At 70.9% G+C, this 21,607-nt stretch carries 18 protein-coding genes, 1 rRNA gene and 1 pseudogene; 8 read left to right on the top strand and 12 right to left on the bottom strand.

Annotated features, from left to right (window positions below; genetic code table 11):
* Both ACWD6N_RS15215 and tyrS read right to left on the bottom strand, forming a co-directional pair.
* Positions 1–287 (bottom strand): 16S ribosomal RNA (locus ACWD6N_RS15215); the annotation flags it as partial.
* A gap of 641 nt (positions 288–928) precedes the next feature.
* Positions 929–2,221, bottom strand: a complete 1,293-nt coding sequence (gene tyrS, locus ACWD6N_RS15210; RefSeq protein ID WP_354964326.1) for a tyrosine--tRNA ligase — start codon at positions 2,219–2,221, stop codon at positions 929–931.
* Positions 2,222–2,326: 105 nt separating this feature from the next.
* On the opposite strand from tyrS, the gene ACWD6N_RS15205 reads away from it, so the two are divergent.
* The gene (locus tag ACWD6N_RS15205) at positions 2,327–2,710 is read left to right on the top strand and encodes a PaaI family thioesterase (protein ID WP_208869982.1); all 384 of its coding nucleotides are present in this window, start codon (positions 2,327–2,329) and stop codon (positions 2,708–2,710) included.
* Positions 2,711–2,742: 32 nt separating this feature from the next.
* Here the strand turns inward: ACWD6N_RS15205 and ACWD6N_RS15200 are convergent, their stop codons facing one another.
* The 4 genes and pseudogenes from ACWD6N_RS15200 to ACWD6N_RS15185 all read right to left on the bottom strand — a co-directional run bounded on the left by ACWD6N_RS15200 (position 2,743) and on the right by ACWD6N_RS15185 (position 4,543).
* Entirely contained in the window at positions 2,743–3,726 is a 984-nt protein-coding gene (locus tag ACWD6N_RS15200; RefSeq protein WP_450004921.1) for a hemolysin family protein, read from the bottom strand.
* Positions 3,703–3,927, bottom strand: a pseudogene (locus ACWD6N_RS15195) (hypothetical protein); the annotation flags it as partial. The gene ACWD6N_RS15200 and the pseudogene ACWD6N_RS15195, both read right to left, overlap by 24 nt.
* 194 nt (positions 3,928–4,121) lie before the next feature.
* Positions 4,122–4,274 (bottom strand): LbetaH domain-containing protein, encoded by a 153-nt coding sequence (locus ACWD6N_RS15190; protein WP_387325912.1) that lies wholly within the window; start codon positions 4,272–4,274, stop codon positions 4,122–4,124.
* A complete protein-coding gene (locus ACWD6N_RS15185) occupies positions 4,223–4,543 on the bottom strand; it encodes a DapH/DapD/GlmU-related protein (protein ID WP_354964323.1) in 321 nt (106 codons plus the stop codon). The genes ACWD6N_RS15190 and ACWD6N_RS15185 overlap by 52 nt, the downstream gene beginning before the upstream one ends.
* Positions 4,544–4,820: 277 nt before the next feature.
* Here ACWD6N_RS15185 and ACWD6N_RS15180 point away from each other — a divergent pair, with 277 nt between their 5' ends.
* From ACWD6N_RS15180 to ACWD6N_RS15170, 3 genes are read left to right on the top strand one after another with little or no spacing between them, the layout of a single operon-like run.
* On the top strand, positions 4,821–5,960 hold the full coding sequence (locus ACWD6N_RS15180) for a Gfo/Idh/MocA family protein (RefSeq protein WP_387325543.1): 1,140 nt from the start codon (positions 4,821–4,823) through the stop codon (positions 5,958–5,960).
* Positions 5,957–6,922, top strand: coding sequence for an NAD-dependent epimerase/dehydratase family protein (locus tag ACWD6N_RS15175; protein WP_450004920.1), 966 nt, complete (start codon positions 5,957–5,959; stop codon positions 6,920–6,922). The genes ACWD6N_RS15180 and ACWD6N_RS15175 overlap by 4 nt, the downstream gene beginning before the upstream one ends.
* Complete coding sequence (locus tag ACWD6N_RS15170; RefSeq protein ID WP_244298828.1) at positions 6,919–8,058, top strand: DegT/DnrJ/EryC1/StrS family aminotransferase; 1,140 nt, start codon at positions 6,919–6,921, stop codon at positions 8,056–8,058. The genes ACWD6N_RS15175 and ACWD6N_RS15170 overlap by 4 nt, the downstream gene beginning before the upstream one ends.
* A gap of 75 nt (positions 8,059–8,133) precedes the next feature.
* Here ACWD6N_RS15170 and ACWD6N_RS15165 read toward each other — a convergent pair whose 3' ends face one another.
* Positions 8,134–9,819 (bottom strand): DUF4082 domain-containing protein, encoded by a 1,686-nt coding sequence (locus ACWD6N_RS15165; RefSeq protein WP_387325549.1) that lies wholly within the window; start codon positions 9,817–9,819, stop codon positions 8,134–8,136.
* Between the two features lie 432 nt (positions 9,820–10,251).
* A complete protein-coding gene (locus tag ACWD6N_RS15160; RefSeq protein ID WP_449938850.1) occupies positions 10,252–12,042 on the bottom strand; it encodes a hypothetical protein in 1,791 nt (596 codons plus the stop codon).
* A 197-nt stretch (positions 12,043–12,239) separates the two neighbouring features.
* Here ACWD6N_RS15160 and ACWD6N_RS15155 point away from each other — a divergent pair, with 197 nt between their 5' ends.
* The gene (locus ACWD6N_RS15155; protein ID WP_387325555.1) at positions 12,240–13,496 is read left to right on the top strand and encodes an acyltransferase family protein; all 1,257 of its coding nucleotides are present in this window, start codon (positions 12,240–12,242) and stop codon (positions 13,494–13,496) included.
* Here the strand turns inward: ACWD6N_RS15155 and ACWD6N_RS15150 are convergent.
* From ACWD6N_RS15150 to ACWD6N_RS15140, 3 genes are read right to left on the bottom strand one after another with little or no spacing between them, the layout of a single operon-like run.
* Positions 13,459–14,475 carry a TolB-like translocation protein gene (locus ACWD6N_RS15150; RefSeq protein ID WP_387325558.1) on the bottom strand — a complete coding sequence of 339 codons (1,017 nt, stop codon included), beginning with the start codon at positions 14,473–14,475 and terminating at the stop codon, positions 13,459–13,461. The genes ACWD6N_RS15155 and ACWD6N_RS15150 overlap by 38 nt on opposite strands.
* The gene (locus tag ACWD6N_RS15145; protein ID WP_387325560.1) at positions 14,472–15,752 is read right to left on the bottom strand and encodes an MFS transporter; all 1,281 of its coding nucleotides are present in this window, start codon (positions 15,750–15,752) and stop codon (positions 14,472–14,474) included. The genes ACWD6N_RS15150 and ACWD6N_RS15145 overlap by 4 nt, the downstream gene beginning before the upstream one ends.
* A 12-nt stretch (positions 15,753–15,764) precedes the next feature.
* Positions 15,765–16,880 carry a DegT/DnrJ/EryC1/StrS family aminotransferase gene (locus tag ACWD6N_RS15140; RefSeq protein ID WP_387325563.1) on the bottom strand — a complete coding sequence of 372 codons (1,116 nt, stop codon included), beginning with the start codon at positions 16,878–16,880 and terminating at the stop codon, positions 15,765–15,767.
* Between the two features lie 454 nt (positions 16,881–17,334).
* Between ACWD6N_RS15140 and ACWD6N_RS15135 the strand changes: the two genes are divergently transcribed.
* From ACWD6N_RS15135 to ACWD6N_RS15125, 3 genes are read left to right on the top strand one after another with little or no spacing between them, the layout of a single operon-like run.
* Positions 17,335–18,339: a thiamine pyrophosphate-dependent dehydrogenase E1 component subunit alpha gene (locus ACWD6N_RS15135; RefSeq protein WP_450004919.1), complete on the top strand. Its 1,005-nt coding sequence runs from the start codon at positions 17,335–17,337 to the stop codon at positions 18,337–18,339.
* On the top strand, positions 18,336–19,346 hold the full coding sequence (locus ACWD6N_RS15130) for an alpha-ketoacid dehydrogenase subunit beta (RefSeq protein WP_387325569.1): 1,011 nt from the start codon (positions 18,336–18,338) through the stop codon (positions 19,344–19,346). Before ACWD6N_RS15135 ends, ACWD6N_RS15130 begins: the two co-directional genes overlap by 4 nt.
* A 25-nt stretch (positions 19,347–19,371) precedes the next feature.
* Positions 19,372–20,499 carry a biotin/lipoyl-containing protein gene (locus ACWD6N_RS15125; RefSeq protein WP_387325572.1) on the top strand — a complete coding sequence of 376 codons (1,128 nt, stop codon included), beginning with the start codon at positions 19,372–19,374 and terminating at the stop codon, positions 20,497–20,499.
* Positions 20,500–20,523: 24 nt separating this feature from the next.
* Here ACWD6N_RS15125 and ACWD6N_RS15120 read toward each other — a convergent pair whose 3' ends face one another.
* Positions 20,524–21,570 carry a glycosyltransferase family 2 protein gene (locus ACWD6N_RS15120; protein WP_387325574.1) on the bottom strand — a complete coding sequence of 349 codons (1,047 nt, stop codon included), beginning with the start codon at positions 21,568–21,570 and terminating at the stop codon, positions 20,524–20,526.
* Positions 21,571–21,607 lie beyond the last annotated feature (37 nt).

Raw genomic sequence — 21,607 nt, 5'->3', positions numbered from 1 at the left:
AGGCCGGCTACCCGTCATCGCCTTGGTAGGCCATCACCCCACCAACAAGCTGATAGGCCGCGAGCCCATCCCAAGCCGAAAAACTTTCCACCAAATCCCATGCGAGACCCAGTAATATTCGGTATTAGCCCCGGTTTCCCGGGGTTATCCCAAAGCTTGGGGCAGGTTGCTCACGTGTTACTCACCCGTTCGCCGCTCGAGTACCCCGAAGGGCCTTTCCGCTCGACTTGCATGTGTTAAGCACGCCGCCAGCGTTCGTCCTGAGCCAGGATCAAACTCTCCAACAAAAACTTGTCGAACAGCATCCTGACAACAAAAGTGTTGCCAAAGGAATCCCAACCAGCAATCCAAAAGGACCACCAGTCCGGGTTATAAATCATAATTGGCACTGGCTTTTCAAGCACCCTGTTGAGTTCTCAAAGAACAACCACACACCGATCAAAAGCCCCAACCAGTGGGACCCCATCTCGGGGCTTTCCGTACCGTGTCCCTGACGCTCATCTGGCGTCAGGCACTTTTACTACGTTACCCGCCGGTTTCCGCCGTGTCAAACCGCTGTTTTCGCGGTCTGTCGTGCGTCACTCCGTCATGCGGGCACCATGTCTCGACCGGCTTGCGCCGCCCTCATCATGGATTCGGCAGGCCGGCCGCCGCGGTTTCCCGCGAACTCGCCCGGTGCCCTGCCGGTCGTTAACCTTACCCGGTCGGCTCCGCCTCACCAAATCCGCCTCGCGGCGACTCTGGGGCCCCACCCGGTACCAGGTCTGAGAGGTGCAACCCCTCCGACCCGGTGGTCTTCACCGCGCTCCGGCCTCTCAGACTTTCGCCTGTTTCGTCCGTTCCGCGCTGGCAGAGAGAAAGTTACGCGTCCGGCGGGATGATCGTCAAATCCGCCGGACGCGTCCCCCGTCACACCGTTGACAGGTACCTATTCGCGCAGCTCAACGCCCGCGAAGGAGCGCTTGCCGCGGCGCAGCACCAGGTACCGCCCGTGCAGCAGGTCGGCCGGTGACACCGTGGCGTCCACCTCGGCCACCCGGTTGTTGTTGACGTAGGCGCCGCCCTCGGCGATCACGCGACGGCCCTCCTTGTGGCTGGGCACCAGGCCGGAGTCGCGCAGCAGGCCCGCCACGTCCGGCAACTCGCCGGCGAGCTGCACCAGGCCGGCCTCGGTCAGCGCCGCGCGCAGCGTCTCCGGGGCCAGCTCATCCAGTGAGCCCCGACCGAACAACGCCTGGCTGGCGGCGATGGCCTGCCGGGTCTCCTCCGGCCCGTGCACCAGGGTCGTCAGCTCCTCGGCGAGCGCCCGCTGTGCCAGCCGGGCCGCCGGCCGTTCGGCGGTCGCCTTCGCCAGTTCCTCCAGCTCGTCACGCGACCGGAAGCTGAAGTACCGCAGGTAGCGGTCGACCTCCCGGTCCTCGACGTTCAGCCAGAACTGGTAGAACGCGTACGGGCTGGTCAACATGGGGTCGAGCCAGACGGCGCCGCCCTCGGTCTTGCCGAACTTCGTGCCGTCGGACTTCGTGACCAGTGGCGTGGTGAACGCCTCCACCGGCCCGGCCCCACGCCGCCGTACGTAGTCGACGCCGGCGGTGATGTTGCCCCACTGGTCGGAGCCGCCGAACTGGAGCTGGCAGCCATGCCGGCGGTGCAGCTCGAAGAAGTCGTTGGCCTGCAACAGCTGGTAGCTGAACTCGGTGAAGCTGATTCCCGTTTCCAACCGGGCCCGCACCACCTCCCGCGCCAGCATCTTGTTCACCGGGAAGTGCTTGCCCACGTCGCGGAGGAACTCGACCACCGACATCTCGCCGGTCCAGTCCAGGTTGTTCACCAGTCGCGCCGCGTTGTCGCCGGTGTACGACACGAACGGGGCCAACTGCTCGCGGATCCGCGCGACCCAGCCGGCGATCACCTCGGGCGGGTTGAGCGTCCGCTCGGCGCTCTCCTTCGGGTCACCGATCTGCCCGGTCGCCCCGCCGACCAGCAGCAACGGGCGGTGGCCCGCGAGTTGCAGCCGGCGGGCCATGGTGACCTGCATGAGGTGGCCGACGTGCAGGCTCGGCGCGGTGGGGTCGAAGCCCACGTAGAAGGTGGCGGCGTCCGCACCGTCGAGCAGCTCGCGCAGCTCGTCGAGGCCGGTCGAGTCCTGAATCAGGCCACGCCAGAGCAAATCGTCGGTCAGGGAGTCCCGCCCGGGCGGCGGAAGGCTGCTGTCGGTCACGGTCGCCAATTCTCCCCCATCCTCGGCACCGACCCGTACCGGGTTTCGCGCAAGCCGCCCCAGTTAGGCTTGCGCTCCGTTGATCGAGGAGGGTTTGCCGTGGAGATGCCGGACCTGACGGGTGGCTTCGTCGCCCTGCTCGGCCTGAAGTTCGAGGAGGCGACCGCCGACCGGGTCGTCATCGGCTGGCGCGTCCGGCCCGAGCTGCACCAGCCGTTCGGCATCCAGCACGGCGGGGTGTACTGCTCGGTGGTGGAGACCGCGGCCAGCGTGGGCGGCTCGCTCTGGCTGGGCGACCGGGGCACCGTCGTCGGCGTCAGCAACCAGACGGACTTCCTGCGGGCGGTCCGGGAGGGCGAGCTGACGGCGGTCGGCACGCCGGTGCACCGGGGTCGCAGCCAGCAGCTCTGGCAGGTGGAGATCACCGACGCCGACCAGCGGCTGGTCGCCCGCGGCCAGGTCAGGCTGCAGAACCTCTCCCCCGCCTGAACCGACGCACCCACGCGTCGCGGCGCGCCCGCTCAGCTGCGGGCCTCGTCCAGCACCGGCTCGGCGTCCTGGTCGACGTGCGCCTCGTCGGGGACCCGGCTCAGCCGTACCTCGGTGATCGCCCGGTGGTCGATGCCCGCCACCACCAGCACCCAGCCGTCCAGGGTTTCGTCCTCCCCCACGACGGTGGGGATGTGGCCGAGGCGGGCCAGCACCAGCCCGGCGACGGTGGTGTAGTCGCCGGCCGGCCGGGACGGCAGCTCGACGCCGATGTCCGGCAGGTCGTGCACCGGGAAGGTGCCGGGCAGCACCAGCGCGCCGTCGGGCTCGCGGCGCACCGAGTAGCCGTCCCGGTCGGTCTCGTCGTAGATCTCCCCGACGATCTCCTCCAGGATGTCCTCCAGCGTGACGATGCCGTCGACGGCGCCGCGCTCGTCCACCACCAGAGCGATGTGCTGGCGTTCGGCCTTGAACTGGCGCAGCGCGTCCACCACCGGCAGCGAGTCGGGCAGCAGCATCGGAGGGCGGGCGATCTCGTCGACCGGCCGGTCGTCCGGCACCCCCACCAAGTCACGCAGATGGATCACGCCGAGCGTGTCGTCCAGGCCGCCGTGGCGCACCACCGGTGCCCGGGAGTGCCCGGTGGCGGCCAGCACCAGTCGCGCGGACTCCGCGCTGGTCCCGCTGTCGAGCGTGAAGACCCGCAACCGGGGTACGAGGACGGCCCGCAACCGCCGGTCGGCGATCTCCACGGCGCCGGCGATGATGGTGCGCTGCTCCTTGGTGAAGCCATGGTTGCCGGCGACGATGTCGCGCAGCTCGTCCGGGCCGATCTCGTCCGGCTGGTGCTTCGGGTTGAGCCCGACCAGCCGGACCACGAGGTCGCTGGTGGCGCCGAGGGCCCAGACGGCCGGTCGGGTCACGGTGGCGAGCAGGTCGAGCGGACGGGCCACCAGCAGCGCCCACCGCTCGGCGGACTGCAGGGCGATCTGCGCGTCGTGCCGGGTGGCCAGCATCTTCCGCAGGTACCAGACGTTGATCACCGTGAGCACCACGTTCAGCCCGACCATGGGCCACACGTGCACGGCGGCGTTGTAGCCGATCAGGATGAGGCAGCCGAGCAGGTTGAGCGCGCGCAGCCGCAGGATGCGGGTCTGCAGCAGCGACCAGACCAGCAGCGCGGAGCCGGCCCAGCCGACGAGTTCCAGCCAGTTCACCCCGGCGGGGGTAGCCCCCCGCCGGCTCGGGCCGGTCGGCGGGACAGATCCACCGGCCGTCGTCCTTCGCCACGAGCGGCTCGCCCGCCCGCCCGGCGGGCGGGCGGGCGGGCGGGCGGGCGGGCGGGAACTCCGACCATGAGCGCGAAGTCGGGAACATCCCGGGTGACCACTGCGCCGGCCGCGATCAGGGCCTACAGGCCGATCGAGACCGGCGCCACGCAGACGGCCCGCGCTCCGATCGCCGCGCCCTCGCCGACCACCACGCCGACCGCTGTCCAGTCGTCGCCGCTCTTCAGCCGCCCCTCCGGGGTGACCGAGCGCGGGTACTCGTCGTTCGTGAGCACCGCGGCCGGCCCGATGAAGACCCGTCGGCCAGTTCCGCTGGCGCGTACACCAGGGCGTGGTTCTGCAGCTTGACGTTGTCGCCCAAGCGGACGCCCGGCCCGACGTACGCGCCGCGACCGATGACGCAGTTCCGGCCGACCGAGGCATGCTCGCGGACCTGAGCCAGGTGCCAGACGCGCGTGCCGGGACGGATGGTGGCACGTTCGTCCACATCGGCCGTCGCGGCGATCTGCGCACCGTCGTGCGATGCCCAGTGGGCGTCCGTCATCTCTCGTTCCCTCCGCGGTGCGGCGATCTTCTGTGGGGTGAAAACGGTAGACGGTCGGCAACAAGGGCAATGTCAGAAAGCCGACCCAGTGGCCGCAGAACGGGCCATTCGAAGTGCGCGGGCAGACCAAACGGACCGGATGACCCCGGCGGCACCGCCGGAATTCCCGGTCGGTGCTGGCGCTGGCGAGGACGACCTCGGTAGCTTGCCAAATGGACGTCGCCACCAACTCCCCCCTCAGCGGATTTTCCTGTCCTGACTAGCGAAACGGGTATCAGTGAACTCATCGCCCGCTGCCGTCGAACCAATCGGCGTTGCCGTCATCGGTGCCGGTTACTGGGGGCCGAATCTTGTGCGTAACTTCCAGACCTCTGACGCATTCCGGTTGCGCTGGCTCTGCGACCTCGATATGACCCGGGCCCGACGCGCGCTCGGTGACTACTCGACAGTCCAGGCGACCGACGACCTGGCCACGGTGCTGGCCGACGACGACGTACACGCGGTGGCCATCGCCACCCCGGCCGGCACCCACCTCGAGGTGGCGATGGCGGCGCTACGGGCCGGCAAGCACGTGCTCGTGGAGAAGCCGCTGGCGGCCGACGTCGAACAGGGGCGCGCGCTGGTGGCGGAGGCGGAGGGCCGGGGACTGTCGCTGATGTGCGACCACACCTACTGCTACACGCCCGCTGTACTGCGCATCCGCGAGCTGCTGCACGGCGGGGAACTGGGCGAGCTGCAGTACCTCGACTCGGTACGAATCAACCTCGGGCTGGTCCAGCGCGACATCGACGTGATGTGGGACCTGGCGCCGCACGACCTGTCGATTCTCGACTTCATCCTCCCGTCCGGGGTGGCGCCGGTCTCGGTGGCCGCGCACGGCGCGGACCGGATCGGGGCGGGGCGGGCCTGCGTCGCCTACCTGACGCTGCACCTCAACACCGGCGCGATCGCGCACATCCACGTCAATTGGCTCTCCCCGGTGAAGATCCGGACCGCGATCATCGGCGGGTCGAAGCGGACCTTGGTCTGGGACGACCTCAACCCGAGCCAGCGACTCTCGATCTTCGACCGCGGGGTCGACGTGGCGTCGGCGGAGGAGCTCGGCGACGAGCAGCGCCGGGACATGCTGGTCTCGTACCGCTCGGGCGACATGGTGGCGCCGGCCCTGACGGAGCGGGAGGCGCTGCGGACCATGGTCGAGGAGTTCGCCCGGTCGATCCGCACCGGCACGCCCGCCCTGACCGACGGCCGGTCCGGCCTGCGGGTGATGGCCATCCTGGAGGCCGCCTCGCGCAGCCTCGCCAGTGGCGGATCAGTGGTCAATCTCAACGAATGGACAGACGTGCACGGACAAATCGTCGAAACCGGTAGGGCAATTGCTCAGTCCGGCGCGGAGCGAAGCGGAGCAGCGGCATGAGCGCGGTGGAGACCGCCGGGACACGGGCCCTGGTCACCGGTGGAGCGGGCGCGATCGGTTCCCACGTCGTCGACCAGCTGGTCGCCGGCGGCGCGGCCGAGGTCGTCGTCCTGGACAACTTCGTCCGCGGCTGCCGGGAGAACCTCGCCCGGGCCCTGCCGCACGCCGGTGTCCGCCTGGTCGAGGGAGACATCCGCGACGTCGGGCTGGTGCACGAGCTGACCCGCGGCAAGGACCTGGTCTTCCACCTCGCCGCCATCCGCATCACCCAGTGCGCCGAGGAGCCGCGGCTGGCCAACGAGGTGCTGGTCGACGGCACGTTCAACGTGCTGGAGGCGGCCGCCGCCGCCCGGGTCCGCAAGGTCATCCTGTCCTCGTCGGCCTCCGTGTACGGGCTCGCCGACGAGTTCCCGACCACCGAGCGGCACCACCCGTACCACAACGACACGTTCTACGGCGCCGCCAAGGCGTTCAACGAAGGCATGCTGCGCAGCTACCACAGCATGTACGGCCTGGACTACATCGCGCTGCGCTACTTCAACGTCTACGGCCCCCGGATGGACATCCACGGCCTCTACACCGAGGTCCTGATCCGGTGGATGGAGCGGATCGAATCGGGTGTGCCCCCGCTGATCCTCGGTGACGGCCTGCAGACGATGGACTTCGTGCACGTCGCCGACATCGCCCGGGCCAACATCCTGGCCGCCCGGGCGGACGTCACCGACGAGGTGTTCAACATCGCCAGCGGCACCGAGACCAGCCTCAAGGAGCTGGCCCAGGCGCTCAGCGACGTGATGAAGTCCGACCTCGCACCCGAGCACGGTCCGGCCCGCGCGGTCAACGGCGTCACCCGCCGACTGGCCGACACCACCGCCGCCGCGGAGAAGCTGAGCTTCCGCGCCGAGATCGGCCTGCACGAGGGGCTTCAGGGGCTGGTCGACTGGTGGCGGGCCGAGAAGTGAGCAGCACCCGGATCCCGGTGATGATCCCCCGCCTCGGTGAGGAGGAGGCGCAGGCCGCCGCCGACGCCGTACGGTCGGGCTGGGTGGCCCAGGGGCCCCGGGTGGCTCGGTTCGAGCAGGAGTTCGCAGCCCTGGTCGGCGCCGGCCACGGCGTGGCCGTCAGCTCGTGCACGACCGCACTTCATCTGGCGCTGGTGGTGCTGGAGATCGGCCCGGGCGACGAGGTGATCGTGCCATCGTTCTCGTTCATCGCCACCGCCAACGCGGTGCGCTACGTCGGCGCCACCCCGGTCTTCGCCGACGTCGACGTCCGCACCGGCAACCTGACGGTGGCGACGATCGACGCGGTGCGCACCGCCCGGACCCGGGCGGTGATCGCGGTGCACCAGGGCGGCGTGCCGTTCGACGTCGCCGCGCTGCGGAACGCCACCGGCCGCTGGGGGCTGCCGCTGATCGAGGACGCGGCCTGCGCCGCCGGGTCGACGGCGTACGGACGGCCGGTCGGCGCCGGCGCGACGATCTCGGCCTGGTCGTTCCATCCCCGCAAGTTGCTGACGACGGGCGAGGGTGGCATGGTCACCGTGGACGATCCGGAGTGGGCGGCCCGGCTGCGCCGGTTGCGGGAACACGGCATGAACGTCTCCGCGGCCGACCGCCACGCCAGCTCCCAGCCGGTCATCGAGGCCTACCTGGAGACCGCCTTCAACTACCGAATGACCGACATCCAGGCGGCGATCGGTCTCGTGCAGCTCGGCCGCCTCGCGGATCTGGTGGCTCACCGGCGCGCGCTGGCGGCCCGCTACCACGAGCTGCTGGCGGACCTCAAGGGTCTGGCCCCGGTCCGCGACCCCGAGTACGGCGAGACCAACTTCCAGTCGTTCTGGCTGCTGATCGACCCGGAGTACGGGACCGGCCGCGACGAGGTGCTCGCCGAGCTGGCCGCCGCCGGAGTGTCGGCCCGACGCGGCATCATGGCCGCCCACCTGGAGCCGGCCTACGCCGACGTGTCGCCCGCGCCGCTGCCGGTGACCGAGCGGCTGACCCGCGACTCGCTCATCCTGCCGCTGCACCACGCGCTGACCGAGGACGACCAGGACCACATCGTCGCCGTGCTCCGCAAGCTGGCCGCCCGCTAGGTCGGGCCGTCACGGGGCGACCGAACCCGGGGCAGGCGGGCGCGTACCACCACGCCCGCCCCGGGTGGTCACCACCTATGCGGGTCTGGGGACCAGCTGCGCCGTCGGGGCGCCGTCGATCGTGCCCACGACGTTGTTCGTCCAGTCGGCGAAGGTGACGTAGCATCCGGACCCGCACCGGCTCGTGTAGCCCCAGTGCGTCGGCCCGAATACGTTGTCGCGCAGTCGCAGCCCCTCACCGTCCTGGGCGTACAGCCCGAAGGCGCCGAGCGAGATGAAACTGTCGTGGACCTGGTAGTTGCGCAGCCGGGAGCCGCCCGAACTCTGGGTGAACAGCACGGCGGTGATGGCCTGCCAGTAGTTGGGGATCTCCGCGCCGGTGTAGGCGTTGACGCCCGGCTCGAGCCGGCTGTGGCTGATCTCCAGCGGACCGGTGCCGCCATAGGGGAAGACGCCCCCGGTGTGGGCCTGGGAGGGGTCGGCCAGGTGGGCGATGTAGTTGTCGTGGAGCCAGCTGTACTCGATGGTGGTATCCGCCCCGCAGAGGCACATGCCGCCGGTGTTCGCCACGTCGACGCGGCTGAGCTGGATCGTGCAGGTGGGGCAGTCGTTGATCGCGTGATCGGTCAACGGTGCACTCTTCATGCCCAGGCCCACCGGTTCGGGCCGGATGGTCGTGTTGCTGATGTTGAGGCGAAGGCTGCCCGAGGAATTCGCGTTGACCAGGATGGCCCGATTGGCGGAACCCGGTGGCGGCGCGATGATGGAGTTCGTGATGTTGACGGTGCCGTGACAGTTCGTGCCGATGTAGATGAAGGCATGGAAGTACTTGTGGTCGAGATTCACGGTGCCGTTGCACTCGTACAGGTCCCACTCCTTGCTCCCGGTGTCGTGCGGGAACACCTCCTGGTAGCCGGCCGGCACCGGCAGGCGGGCATCGGACTGGCGGTACCTGCCGACCCCGGGTGCGCCCACCGAGAAGCGCTGGGGGTACCTGCCGCCACCGGTGCTGTCGGGGTTGCCGGTGACGGTCGGAGTCGGTGCGGGCGGGGTGGAGCTGGGCGTCGGCGCCGCGGTCGGGGTGGGACTCGGCGAGGTGGGGCGGGGGGATGCCGTCGTGGGTCGAGGGGTAGGACTGGACGTGGCGGGAGCGCCGGGATTGAAGACGACGTCGACCCAGTAGTTGGTGGCCCGGTAGCCCCGGTTCGGGAATCCGCCCGCGCCGTACCGGTACACGCCGTTGGCGCCCTGCGACCCGTCGGCCGGCGCGCGCAACGGGCCCCGGCTGCGATCTGCGGCGAAGTAACGGTCGTCGGCCGAGTACTGCCCCACGTTGGTGTGGTACGACACCACGTACAGCGCATTGGCCTTGACGGCCACCGAGGCCGAGAAGGCGGCGTACTGCCATCCGGACGGGCTCTCGTTGGTGAACCGCACGGTGGCGAGCCTGGTGCCGTTGATCGCCCAGAGGCTGCCCGTGTGCACGCCGGTGTTCCTCCTCGACTTGTAGAACCGGACGCCGAGGACGCTGCCGTCCTGGGTCGCGGTGAATTTCACCCCCAGTTCCACGGCCTGTCTGTCCGGGTCGGTAACCGTGCCCGGTACTGCTGAGCTGCTCCACAGCGAGTACGTTCCGGAGGGTGCCGCCGCGGGCTCCGCGCCGCCCGGGCTGGTCGCGTAGCGACCAGCCAGCGCCGTCCCAGAGATCGCCACCGCGCCGGCAACGGCTAGCACGATGACCGCTCGCGAATTCCTGACCATGTGGTTCCCTTCTCCACAAGTGGTGTCACTCGACGCGGGGCGGGCGAACGCCGGTACGGAAGATGCGGTGTCGCGGACGTCGACGGCTGGTGCGTCCGACGCGATCCAGCCACAGCCCCAGGTGAGACTCCTCGCGTCGTCTGCCCTGGCCAGCGGCGGACGCGCGCGGGGGCCCGCCGCACGGTTCACGGGGGCGGCGAAGGCGTTGGGCTCAGCACCGCGTTCGCCGGGCGATCCGGGAGGATGCTCGCCTGACAACCCCTGCACGGGACACACCAACACAACGATCGAAATGCCGCTAAGTCACCGGTATCGACGTTGGACCATGGGTGACCTGCGCGGACGGCGTGAGCGAGGGGCTCCTCCCGGTGTCGGGAGGAGCGGGCTCCGCTGTCGGGTCACGGTGCGCCGCACGTCGGCGGGCAGGTGACCTCAGGTGACGGGCTGCGGCGCGGTGGCGACCACGAGGTTGGTCAGGAAGGCCACCGTGGCAGGGGCGCACTCCCGCCGCCCCGCCAGCAACTCGTCCAGCCATGCGTCCCGGACGATGCCGGTGGTCCGAAGCGGTGCGAGGACGTCCGGCTCGCTGCGCCAGTGCTCGACCACGAGCGCCGCCACCTCGGCCGCGCCCAGCTGCGCCCGGCCGGAATGGCGCAGCCGCTGCCGTACCTTGCCGGACAGCTTCCGCGCGGTGACCCGGGCCGCCGCCGCGCGGTCACGGATGCCGCGTTGCCCCAACCGGGCGGGAACCAGCCCGGAATCCAGCGGCACCGCGGCCAGTTCGGCATCGAGCCGGTGGATGAGCTGCCCGGTCAGCAGGCCGCTCCCCTTCTGGTCGGGCGACACGGAGTGCGCCAACTGGATGAAGCGGCGATCGAACATCGGGTTGATGAAGAAGCGGTTGACGGCCGCGACCGAGCCATGCGCTCCCGCCCATCGCTGCATGCGCTGGTAGAGATAGAAGTAGTCGGTGGCCTGCAGCCATTGCGGCGGAGCGCCGTCGAAGGATGCCGTGATCCGTTCGAGCGCGTCGGTGCGCGCGGCGGCCACGAAGCCCGGTTCGAGTGCGCGGGCGTCGACGGCCTCGTTCGCGTAGAGGCGCCAGTTCGCCAACTGGCCGATCAGGTGGGGCGAGGTGGTCGCGTCGCGGGGCTGGCCGAAGTAGTAGAACCCGCGGCAGGCTTCCCCGCCGAGGCCGGAGAGGCGATGCCCCTGCTCGAGGTGGCCCTCGGCGAGGAGCAACGGGGCCAGGGCCAGCGGGCTGGCCATGCAGTCCAGCGCCGCCGCCGCTTGTAGCGCCGCGGAGTGCGCCGCGGCCGGCGTGACCGGTGGCTGCTCGTCCAGCCAGTGGACATGCAGATCCAGCCCACCCAGCGCGCTCAGCCGCTGGGCCAGCGTGGCGTCCGAGCCGCCCCGCACATCCAGGGTGAGCGCGCGCAGCCCTCGGCGAGTCTCCGGGGACAGCGCCGCGAGCAGGACGCGGGTGTCCTGGCCACCGGTCAACTGGAGCACGGTGCTGGGATGGTCAGCGAGGTAGGCCCCGAGGAACTCCCGCAGCATCCCGGCCATCTCGTCGGCGACCTCGGGCAGGGACGGTGCCGGGCCGTCCAGGGCGAGCGACTGCTCCACGTAGCGGTGCGTCTCCACCCGGCCCGCGTCCAGCACCGCCAAGCATCCGGCGGGCACCTTCTCGACCTGCGCGAAGACCGTGCCGAGCCCCACCTGCCAGCCCACCAGGCCCTGCAGGCCGAGCGCGCCGTGGTCCAGCCCCGCCCCGGCCAGCGCGCCGAGCGCGAGCGCACTCGTCGACACCGCGGCCACACCATCGCCCTGCCACCAGAAGAGCTGCCGGAAGCCGAGCCAGTCCGTGGCCGCCACGATCGGCTCGCCGGGCCCGGAGCGGTGCGCCGCGGCGAACGGGGGCACCAGCGCGGCGAGCGCGGCGCCGTCCGCCTTCGTGCCCCGGCCCAACTGCTCGGCCAACTCGGCGGTGGCGACATCGGCGGTCCGGGTACGAGCCGCCCGGCCCAGGCGCAGTGTGAAGGCGTTGCCGCTGTCGTCGACCCGATCGCCCGGGTCCGCGCCCTGGAAGGCGAGCCAGCCGTCCTCGGTGGACAGTATCCGCGCGTCGGCACCGAGGCGGGTGAGAGCGTCGGCCCGGGACGCCTCCTCGGTCGCGGTCAGCCTGCCCGGGGCGTACGAGACGGCGAGGAACGACTTCATCTCGGCAGCACCGTGGGCGGCGTTGCGATCTCACCTTGGGCAGACATGGCGGCCAGCGTAATCTCCGTCAACACCCAAGGAAAGCAGTACCAATACGGCAAAGGCCATATGGGGTAACAGATTTCCGGCATGTCGGTGTCGACTTCCCGACCAAGGAAAAAAGCTACCCTGCTCCCCCGCCGTGGTTGACTTTCGCCGTGGTGGCCGGAATCCGGGCGAGGCAGACCCTCGCCGCTGCCTGTGCGTCGGCGGACAACAGCTTCGGCTTTCTCCGGCTGATGTTCGCCTTCGCCGTGCTCGTGTCCCATTCACTGCCGCTCGGCTTCGGCGCGGACGACCCGGGCGCCGGCCGCACGAACGGCCAGACGGCGCTCGGCGAGATCGGAATCCTGGGCTTCTTCGTCATCTCCGGCTTTCTCATCACCCGCAGCGGCACCCGGGTTCCGGTGCTTCGATACCTCTGGCACCGTGGCCTCCGGATCCTTCCGGGCCTGTGGGTGTGCCTCGTGGTGACGGCCTTCGTCTTCGCCCCGATCGTGTCCCTGTGGGAGCGCGGCACGCTCCACGGCCTCTTCGCCGCCTCCGACGGACCGTTCCAGTACGTCGTCAGCAACGCCTTCATCGCGATCGGGCAGTACGGCATCTCCGGCCTGCTGCTGGACACCCCGTACGGGCAGCGCACCGGCACGTCGGTCTTCGACGGCTCGCTCTGGAGCCTCATCTACGAGGTGCTCTGCTACCTCCTGGTCGCCGGGTTGGCGGCCGTCGGTGTGCTGCGCCGGGCCCGGTGGCTCGTGACGATCCTCGCGCTGGCCGGGGCCGGCGTCCTGCTGCACGACCTGCTCCGGGCACCGGAGATCCCGGGGCCGCAGGGCGTGCACGGCCCGGTCTTCGGGGTCAGCGGGCTGGACAGCTACTCCCTCGTCTACCTGACCTACGTCTTCCTCCTGGGCGCCGTGTGCCAGCTCTACCGGGAGCGGCTCGTCCTGCACGACGGCCTCGCCGTCGCCGCCGCCGCGGTCGTGCTCGCCACCACTCAGTTCGGCGCGTTCGCGGTGCTGGGCTACCCCGCCTTCGCCTACCTCGTCCTGTGGCTGGCGGTCCGCCTGCCGCGCTGGACCCGCCGGGTCGGCCGCCGGCACGACTACTCCTACGGCTGCTACATCTACGCCTTCCCGGTCCAGCAACTCCTGGCCCTGGTGGGCGTGCCGCGGCTCGGCCTGGTTCCCTACGTCGCGATCTGCACCGTCGCCACGGTCGCGCTCGCCGTTGGATCCTGGCACCTGGTGGAGCGGCCGGCGATGGCGCTGAAGGCCTGGTCGCCACGCCGTCGTGACACCACGACGGAGGTCCCCCAACGAGCGCCGGAGCCGGCGACCGGGAAGGTCCCCGCCGCGGTCGGGGCGGAGGAGGCGACTACCGCACGACCGCCGGCGACCAGGCATCGCGGATGAACAACTCGGCAATCCCACCGCCGTCCGCGCGCACGACCCAGAGGTCGCTCGTCGACGGTCCCTCCCCGCTGCGCGGCAGGCCGTAGATCACCCGGCGGTCGTCGAGCCACTCGATCTGGTCGTCCACGCTGCGCTGCTCGGACAGGATGGTCGACCTGGCGGTGGCGAGGTCGTACACCGCGATCCGCCAGTGCCCCGGCGCCTGGCCGGCCCGCGTCTTGACCGCGATCCGGGTGCCGTCCGGCGAGAGCGAGGGGCACTCCGCGTCCTTTCGAAGCGCGACGAGTCGCTGTTCGCGAAGGCTGCCCCGGACCAGCCAGGTCCGGCCGCCCGACGCCGCCGTCGCGTAGAAGGTGTCCCCGTCGGCGAACGTGACCCCCCAGAGATTGCGGTCCGCGGTCGTCACCCTCCTGCCGTCGACGATCAGCTGGAAGTGCTCGATGTTGGTGGAATGCCCGTCGGCAACCCTGGTCACGAGAGTCTCGGTGGAGAACTGGCCGGGGGTGGAGTAGCTGTGCCCAGCGACGAAGGTGGTCGTCGCCACGAGCGACCCGTCACGCGACAGCCGGGTGCGGCTCGGCACGCCGGAGAGCGGCAGCTCGCGGATGACCCTCCAGTCGGGACCGAGAACCTGGGCGCGGTACGTGGTGACCAGGCCGGGCCTGGCGTACAGGCACACCGCCTCGCCGCGCCGGGCGTAGACGCGGTCGCAGGCGGCCGGGGTGAACGTTCGGGGCCCGGCCGGGTCGCTGAGCGGGACCACCGCCACCCGGCCGTAGTCGTTACCGGCCGCGGTGCTGCGGAAAGCGACATGGGCGTCGGCGGTCACCGCCGTGAGGTCCGGACCGGTGGGCATCTGCGGCGCCGTCGCCACGACCTGGCTCTGCTCCCGACGGACGGAGTAGATGTAGCCGACCGTGCCGAGCAGGGTGACCAGGACGATGACGGCCAGGGTCCAGAGGCGTACCCGCCCGCTCATCGCTGATCCTCCGCCGCCGCGTCGACGCCGGGCACCGCCACGGGATCGAGGCGGTCCTGCCCCGACAGCAGCAAAGCGGCCATCACCACTCCCGTCATCAACAGGCCGGCCAACAGACAGAGTGCCGCCTGGCGGCCCAACAGCTGCCACAGACTGCCGAAGGCGAGCGCGCCGGCGAACCGTGCGATCACGACGACGGTCTGGGCGGCGGCGATACCGCTCCCCCGCGCGTCGCTGGCCACTCTGCGGCTGACCAGCGCGGCGAGCACGCCGTCGGTCGCGGCGTAGAACGTACCCAGCAGAACCAGGGCCGTAGCCGTCACCCCCAGGCCGCCCAGCGGCGCGGCGGCGACCAGGTACGCGACGAGCAGCGCCAGGTGGCCCCCGACGAAGACGCGCGAGCGCCCGACCCGGTCGGCGAGGCGGCCCAGCGGGATCGCCAAGGCGAGATAGGCGACGTTCGTGCCGACGAACAGCAGCGGGAAATAGCTCGCCGCGAACTGGTCGCGATCCTGCAGGGACAGGTAGACGAACCCGTCGCCGATCGTGAACAGGCCCAGCACGCCGGCGGCGATCAGCGGACGCCGGAGCCGGGGACCGGTCAGTTCCCGGAGCACCCGCCGTACCGGCAGGGCCGCCGTCGGTCGGCGGCGCCGGTCCGGCACGAAGAGGACCATGACGGCGACGCCCAGCACGGCGAACGCGAACGACGCGACGAATACCGCCGAGTAGCCCCCTGGCAGGAACCACAGCAGCGAGAACGCCACCAATGGGCCGGCGGCCGCTCCGATGGTGTCCAGGGTCCGGTGGACGCCGAACGAGCGGCCCAGCGTGCGCGGATCCGACGCATCCGCGATGAGCGCGTCCCGTGGCGCCGTACGCAGCCCCTTGCCCAGCCGATCCGCGGTCACCACCGCGGTGACCGCGCCGAGCCCGTGCGCGGGCAGCATGGCCAGCCGGCTCGCCGCCGAGAGGACGTAGCCGGCGGTGGCGACCCACTTCGGCCGGTCGGACCGGTCGCCGACATACCCGCCGAGGATTCTGACCAGCGCGCTGGCGCCCTGGTAGAGCCCGTCGACCAGGCCGTACGCCAGCACACCGAGCCCGAGCTCGGCGGTGAGATAGACCGGCAGCACCGCAGCGACCATCTCCGACGAGACGTCGGTGAGCAGGCTGACGACGCCGAGCAGCACCACGGTGGCGCCGACCCGGGGCAGCCTGCTGCCGCGCTCGCCGGCCGGATCCGCGCCTGGGCGGTCCCGGACCGATACGTACATGGCGGGGTCGCGTCAGGCCACTGACCGCAGCGCGGCCGCGAGCGCGCGCGCGACGGTTGCCTGCTGGTCGGCGGTGATCTGCGGGAACAGCGGCAGGGACAGGATCTCGGTGGCCGCCCGCTCGGCATGCGGGAAGCTGCCCGGACCGTACGGCAGGTCCGCGAACGCCGGCGTCAGGTGGACCGGACAGGGGTAGTGGATGCCCGCGCCCACGCCGGCCTCGTTCAGCCGCCGCAGGACCTCGTCGCGGCGCCCGGCGCCCCCGGGGATCCGCACCACGTAGAGGTGCCACACGTGCTCGTTCCCGGCGAAAACGACGGGACGCGTCACGTCAAGGGACGCGAGCAGTTCGTCGTAGCGAGCAGCCGCGGCCCGGCGGGCGTCGTTCCACGCGGCCAGGCGGGTCAGCTTGGCCCGCAGCACCACCGCCTGCAGCGCGTCGAGCCGGCTGTTGACCCCGATCAACTCGTGGACGTACTTCGCCAGGCCGCCGTGACTGCCCAGGGTGCGTACCACCGTGGCCAGGCCGGCGTCGTCCGTCAGCACCGCCCCGGCATCACCGTACGCCCCCAGATTCTTGCCCGGGTAGAAGCTGGTGGCCGCGACGCCGCCGGTGCCGGCTCCGGCGCCGGTGCGGGTGGCACCCTGGCACTGCGCGGCGTCCTCCACGATCGCGACGCCGCGGCCGGCGAGTCCGGCGCGGAGCCGCTCGACCGGGGCGAGCTGCCCGTAGAGGTGGACGGGGACCACCGCCCGGGTGGCCGGGCCGACGGCGGCCAGGGCGGCGTCGACGTCGACGAGGTAGGTCGCCGGGTCGATGTCGACGAGCACGACGCGAGCCCCGATCCGGGCCACGGCCTCGGCGGTCGCGACGAACGTGTTCGCCGGCAGCACCACCTCGTCCCCGGCCCGCACGCCGGTCGCCCGCAGGGCCAGCTCGACTGCGTCCGTGCCGTTGGCAACCCCGACGCAATGCTGGACGCCCGAGAACGTAGCGAACTCCCGCTCGAAGGCCGCGACCTCCTCGCCGCCGACGAACGCCGTGTTCTCGATGACGCGCTTGAAGCCGGTGCTGACCTCCTCGGCCACTTCGACGTGGGCGGCCCGCAGGTCGACGAGTGGAATCATCTGGCGCTACTCCATCTGCCGCGATCGCGGCGGGCAGGGGTCGATCAGCGACCGGGCGGACCCGACGGTGACCGGACGGCCCGGAGCCTCGGTCGGCAACCGGTCGGTGCGGGTGACGATCGGTGCGGCTGGCGTTCGTACCGGCCGACCCGGCAGGCAAGCTACCAAGCGATGCGGGCGGCGGAAGGACCGTGACGGGTATCCGGCAGAACGGTTCTCGTCACGCCCCAGGCCATACCGACTGGGCTAGTGTGCCAGCGACGGCGGCGCGGCGAAGCCGCCGCACGGCCACGGGCAGTTGTCCATTCAGTCGGATTCCCGAGATCCCCGTCGACACGGGATGGATAAAGGTTTCTCCCGTCGAATGGACGAAGCCCGGTAACGTGGCTGCGGCAGGCCCGGGTCATTGTGCCCCATGGCACGGAGCGTGCCGTGCGGAAAAGGAAGGCGGACAGTGTCGACGGCAACCACATGGCGCGGCGTGAATCTCGCCGAACCTGATCTCCGGCCGGCGGCTGGTGCTGATGGCATCGCCTCTCCGTACGTTCCTGGTCCTGTCGACGAACGGCTCAGCGGATTACCCGGCGAATCCGACGAGCGTCGGCTCTACCGGCGCATGCGCTTTATCCGCCGCTTCGAGGAAACCCTGCTCTCGCTCTTTGAAGAGGGCGTCCTAAATGGCACGACACACGCGTGCATCGGTCAGGAGGCCGACGCGGTGGCGGTGATGGAGCACCTGGTCGAGGAGGACCACGTGTTCAGCAACCACCGGTGCCACGGTCACTACCTCGCCCGCACCGGCGACGCGCTCGGGCTGCTCGCCGAGATCATGGGCAAGGAGGCCGGGATGTGTCGGGGCATCGGCGGTAGCCAGCACATCTGCGCGCCCGGCTTCAAGTCCAACGGCGTCCAGGGCGGCATCGTCCCGGCCGCCGCCGGGATCGCCCTCGCCGGCCAGCTCGACGGCAGCCGCCGGGTGAGCGTTGTGTTCATCGGCGACGGCACCCTGGGCGAGGGGTCGCTCTACGAGACGTTGAACATCGCCGCGCTCTGGCGGCTGCCGCTCCTCGTGGTCTGCGAGGACAATCAGTGGGCGCAGAGCACGCCGATCGAGGCCAACCTGGCGGGCAGCATGCCGGGCCGGTTCGAGGCCTTCGGCATCCCGGTACGCGAGATCGACAGCACCGACGTGCTGGAGTTGCGCGCGGCCGCCGGGGCGGAGGTCGACGCGGTCCGCGGCGGAGCCGGTCCCCGGGTCCTGCTGATCCACACCTACCGGCTGTGCCACCACTCCAAGAGCGACGACGAACGTCCCGCCGAGGAGATCGCCGCCCGGTGGGCCGTCGAGCCGTTGCTGGTCCACGGTCGACGGCTGCGCGACGACGAACGGCGGATCGTCGACGGCGAGGTGGAGACCGCGCTGGCCCAGGTGGTCGCGACCGCGAGGGCGCTGCGGTGATCTTCGCCAAGGAGTTGAACGAGACGTTGCGCGCCTGCCTCACCGCCGACCCCCGGGTGCTCGTGCTCGGTGAGGACATCGCCGACCCGTACGGCGGAGCGTTCAAGGTGACCCGCGGGCTCTCCACCGCCTTCCCGGACCGGGTCCGCACGACGCCGATCAGCGAGGGGGCAATTGCCGGGATCTCCGCCGGGCTGGCCCTGGCCGGCTACCGGCCCATCGCCGAGATCATGTTCGGGGACTTCCTCACCCTCGTCTTCGATCAGGTGGTCAACCACATCGCCAAGTACCAGGCGATGTACGCCGGCCAGGCGACCTGCCCGGTCATCATGCGCGCCCCCTCCGGCGGCCACCGGGGATACGGTCCGACGCACAGCCAGAGCCTGGAAAAGCACTTCCTCGGCGTGCCGCATCTGCGGGTGGTCGCCGCGTCGCTGCTGCACGATCCCCGGACGGTCTTCGACGAGTTCCTCAGCCAGGACAGCCCGGTCCTCTACGTGGAGCACAAGCTGCTCTACCCGCAGCACCTGACCGTGCCCGAGGACGGTCGGTGGGGCGACCTGCTGGCGACGCGGGACGCCAGCCCCGGCATGCTGCCGACGGTGTGCCTCTCCGCGGTGCCCCGCGAGGAGTGCGCGGTGACCGTGCTGGCCTACGGATACCAGGCCATGCTCGCCGCGAAGGTGGTCGAACGGCTCGCCGTCGAGGAAGAGATCTTCGTCGAGCTGCTGGTGCCCGCTCAGCTCGCACCGATGGACTGGGCGCCGGTCGAGCGCTCCGTCGGCGTCACCGGACGGCTGGTCACCGTGGAGGAGGGCAGCCGCCGTTGGTCGTGGGGCACCGAGGCGGCCGCGACGATCTCCCGCCGGCTGTTCCGGGAGCTGCGTTCCCCCGTCGACGTCGTGGCCAGCGAGCCCACCGTCATCCCGTCGGCCAAGGGCAAGGAGAGCCGGGTCCTGGTTGGCGAGGGCCGGATCGAGGCGGCGCTGCGCGCCGCGGCCGGCTGAGTTCAGGGCCTGTTGAGGAGAGAGTGTGAAGCCGGTAATCGTTCCGACCAGCGACGTCAACAGTGAGCACGGCGTGCTCGTGGCCTGGTTCGTCGACGACGGGGCCAAGGTGGAGGCGGACACCCTGCTCGCCGAGATCGAGACCAGCAAGGCGGTGCTCGAGGTCGTCGCCCCCGAGGCCGGCATCGTCCTGCAGTTGGCCGAGCGACTGCAGGAGGTCCCCCTCGCCGAGCCGATCGCCATGCTCTTCGAGACGTCGGCCGACCTCGCCGAGTACGTGCGGGAGCGGGAGACCCGGGCGGCGGCCGCGGCGGCGGCTCCGGCACCCGTCCGGGCGAGCGTCAAGGCCGTGCGGCGGGCTGCGGAACTCGGCGTCGACCTGGCCACCCTCCAGCTCGGACGGCTGATCACCGTCAAGGACGTGGAGGGGGCCGCCCGGGAGACCCGTGTCGGGCCCGACGACCTCCCGGCACCGCTGGGGGCCGAGCCCAGGGTGCAGCGCATCCTGCTCATCGGCGGGGCGCTGGGTGCCACTCAGGTCCTCGACATCCTGGCCGGATCCGCGACGCAGCGGGCCGTAGCCATCGTGGACGACGACCGGCAGCGGTGGGGCGCAGACGTGCACGGCGTGCCGATCGTCGGCGGAACGGACCGGCTCGCCGCGCTCTTCGCCGAGGGCGCCTACGACGCCGCGATCATCGCCATCGGCACGTCGGTGGAGACCCGACGTCGCTTCCGGGAGGTCTGCGCGGAGGCCGGGATCCCCCTGGCGAACGCCATCGATCCCACCGCCAAGATCGCCACCGACGTGGTCCTCGGCCAGGGGAACATCATCTGCGCCTTCGCGCACCTCGGCACCGGGGTGCGGATGGGCGACAACAACTTCCTCTCCGCCTACAACTCGTTCGACCACCACAGCCGGATCGGCTCCGACAACGCCACCGGCCCGTCCTGTGTCTCGTCGGGGAAGGTGACGGTCGGCGACCGGGTACGCCTCGGGATAGGCATCTTCATCGAGCCGGACGTCGTCCTGGGTGACGGGGTGGTGGTCGCGTCCGGCGCGGTCATCGTCCGATCGGTGCCGGCCGAGCACGCCGTCAAGACGAAGGTCGTCACGACGACGGTGGTGCCGCAGCGACGGCCCGGGCGGTAGCACCGCCCGGGCCGGGTTGGTCCGTCAGATGCCGCGCCGCTTCCACGACTGCCACCAGAGCCACTCCCGGCCCTTGGCGGCGACCGCGGTGAGCACCAGCGGCTGAAGGTACGGCATGACGGCCGGCCCGATCCGCTTCCGCAGGCGCAGGCCGCGGTACTCCGGCAGCGCGCGGTACTCCGGCCAGCAATCCGCGGCGAACGCGATCAGCTCGCCCTCCGGCACGCTCGCGGTGCGCCCCCGGTCGTAGGCCCGCACCGCGCGCCGCAGGGCGTGGCGGGCAAGGCGCCGGCGCACCATCGCGTCGAGCCGGTGGGCGTCGGGCAGCAGATCGCCGCAGCGCCGCATCACCGCGTCGTACGCGGTCCTACGCTGGCGCAGGTCGTCCAGTTGGCCGGCGTAGTCCGTCTGCGACATGTTCGCGCCGTGCAGGCGGTAGTACGCCTGGTCCGCCCCGCGCACATAGCCGACGTCGGCGTGCGCGGCCAGCCGCATCCACATCTCGATGTCGCCGGCGTGCGGCAGTTCGGGATCGTAGCCGCCCACCTTGCGCTGCAGATCCGTACGCACCACGACTTCGGGCGAGGTGATGCAGCCGGTGGCCTCGCGAAACCGTCGCTCCAGCCACCAGTGCCCCGGCCAGACGGTGTGGCCCAGGTCCCGGGTGCGGGCCGGCGGCGGCGGACCGGGGTGGGTGAAATGCAACGGGTGCCCGTAGACGAAGCCGACGTTCGGGTTGGCGTCCAGCACGCCTGCCGCCCGAGTCAGGGCGCCCGGCGTCAGGAGGTCGTCGGCGGAGAGCAGCACGGCGTAGTCGCCGTCGGCCCACTCCAGCAAGCCCTCGTTGTAGGTGGCGATGTGGCCACGGTTGGTCTCGTGGACCCGGACCTCGACCCGTGGGTCCGCCGCCGCGATGGCACGCGCCTTCGTCGCCGAGTCGTCCGGCGAGGCGTCATCGATGATGAGCACGCGTACGTCGACGTCAGGCTGGTTTTCGAGCACACTGCTCACGCATGCCTGGAGATAGTCCCCGTACCGGTAGCACGGAATGACCACACTGACCGTACTCACTGACACCCTTCCGTTGGCCCGTCCGCGCCCGGTGCCG

It is taken from the genome of Micromonospora sp. NPDC005163 (assembly GCF_053599835.1).
This window is presented reverse-complemented; position numbering and strand designations above follow the sequence as displayed.

Excerpts from the sequence above, each read along its gene's own strand:
- ACWD6N_RS15175 (WP_450004920.1), top strand. The coding sequence starts at position 5,957 with ATGAGCGCGGTGGAGACCGCCGGGACACGGGCCCTGGTCACCGGTGGA.
- ACWD6N_RS15145 (WP_387325560.1), bottom strand. The coding sequence starts at position 15,752 with ATGTACGTATCGGTCCGGGACCGCCCAGGCGCGGATCCGGCCGGCGAG.
- ACWD6N_RS15185 (WP_354964323.1), bottom strand. The coding sequence starts at position 4,543 with ATGACGGACGCCCACTGGGCATCGCACGACGGTGCGCAGATCGCCGCG.
- ACWD6N_RS15200 (WP_450004921.1), bottom strand. The coding sequence starts at position 3,726 with ATGCTGGCCACCCGGCACGACGCGCAGATCGCCCTGCAGTCCGCCGAG.
- ACWD6N_RS15165 (WP_387325549.1), bottom strand. The coding sequence starts at position 9,819 with ATGGTCAGGAATTCGCGAGCGGTCATCGTGCTAGCCGTTGCCGGCGCG.
- ACWD6N_RS15140 (WP_387325563.1), bottom strand. The coding sequence starts at position 16,880 with ATGATTCCACTCGTCGACCTGCGGGCCGCCCACGTCGAAGTGGCCGAG.
- ACWD6N_RS15150 (WP_387325558.1), bottom strand. The coding sequence starts at position 14,475 with ATGAGCGGGCGGGTACGCCTCTGGACCCTGGCCGTCATCGTCCTGGTC.
- ACWD6N_RS15205 (WP_208869982.1), top strand. The coding sequence starts at position 2,327 with ATGCCGGACCTGACGGGTGGCTTCGTCGCCCTGCTCGGCCTGAAGTTC.
- ACWD6N_RS15160 (WP_449938850.1), bottom strand. The coding sequence starts at position 12,042 with ATGAAGTCGTTCCTCGCCGTCTCGTACGCCCCGGGCAGGCTGACCGCG.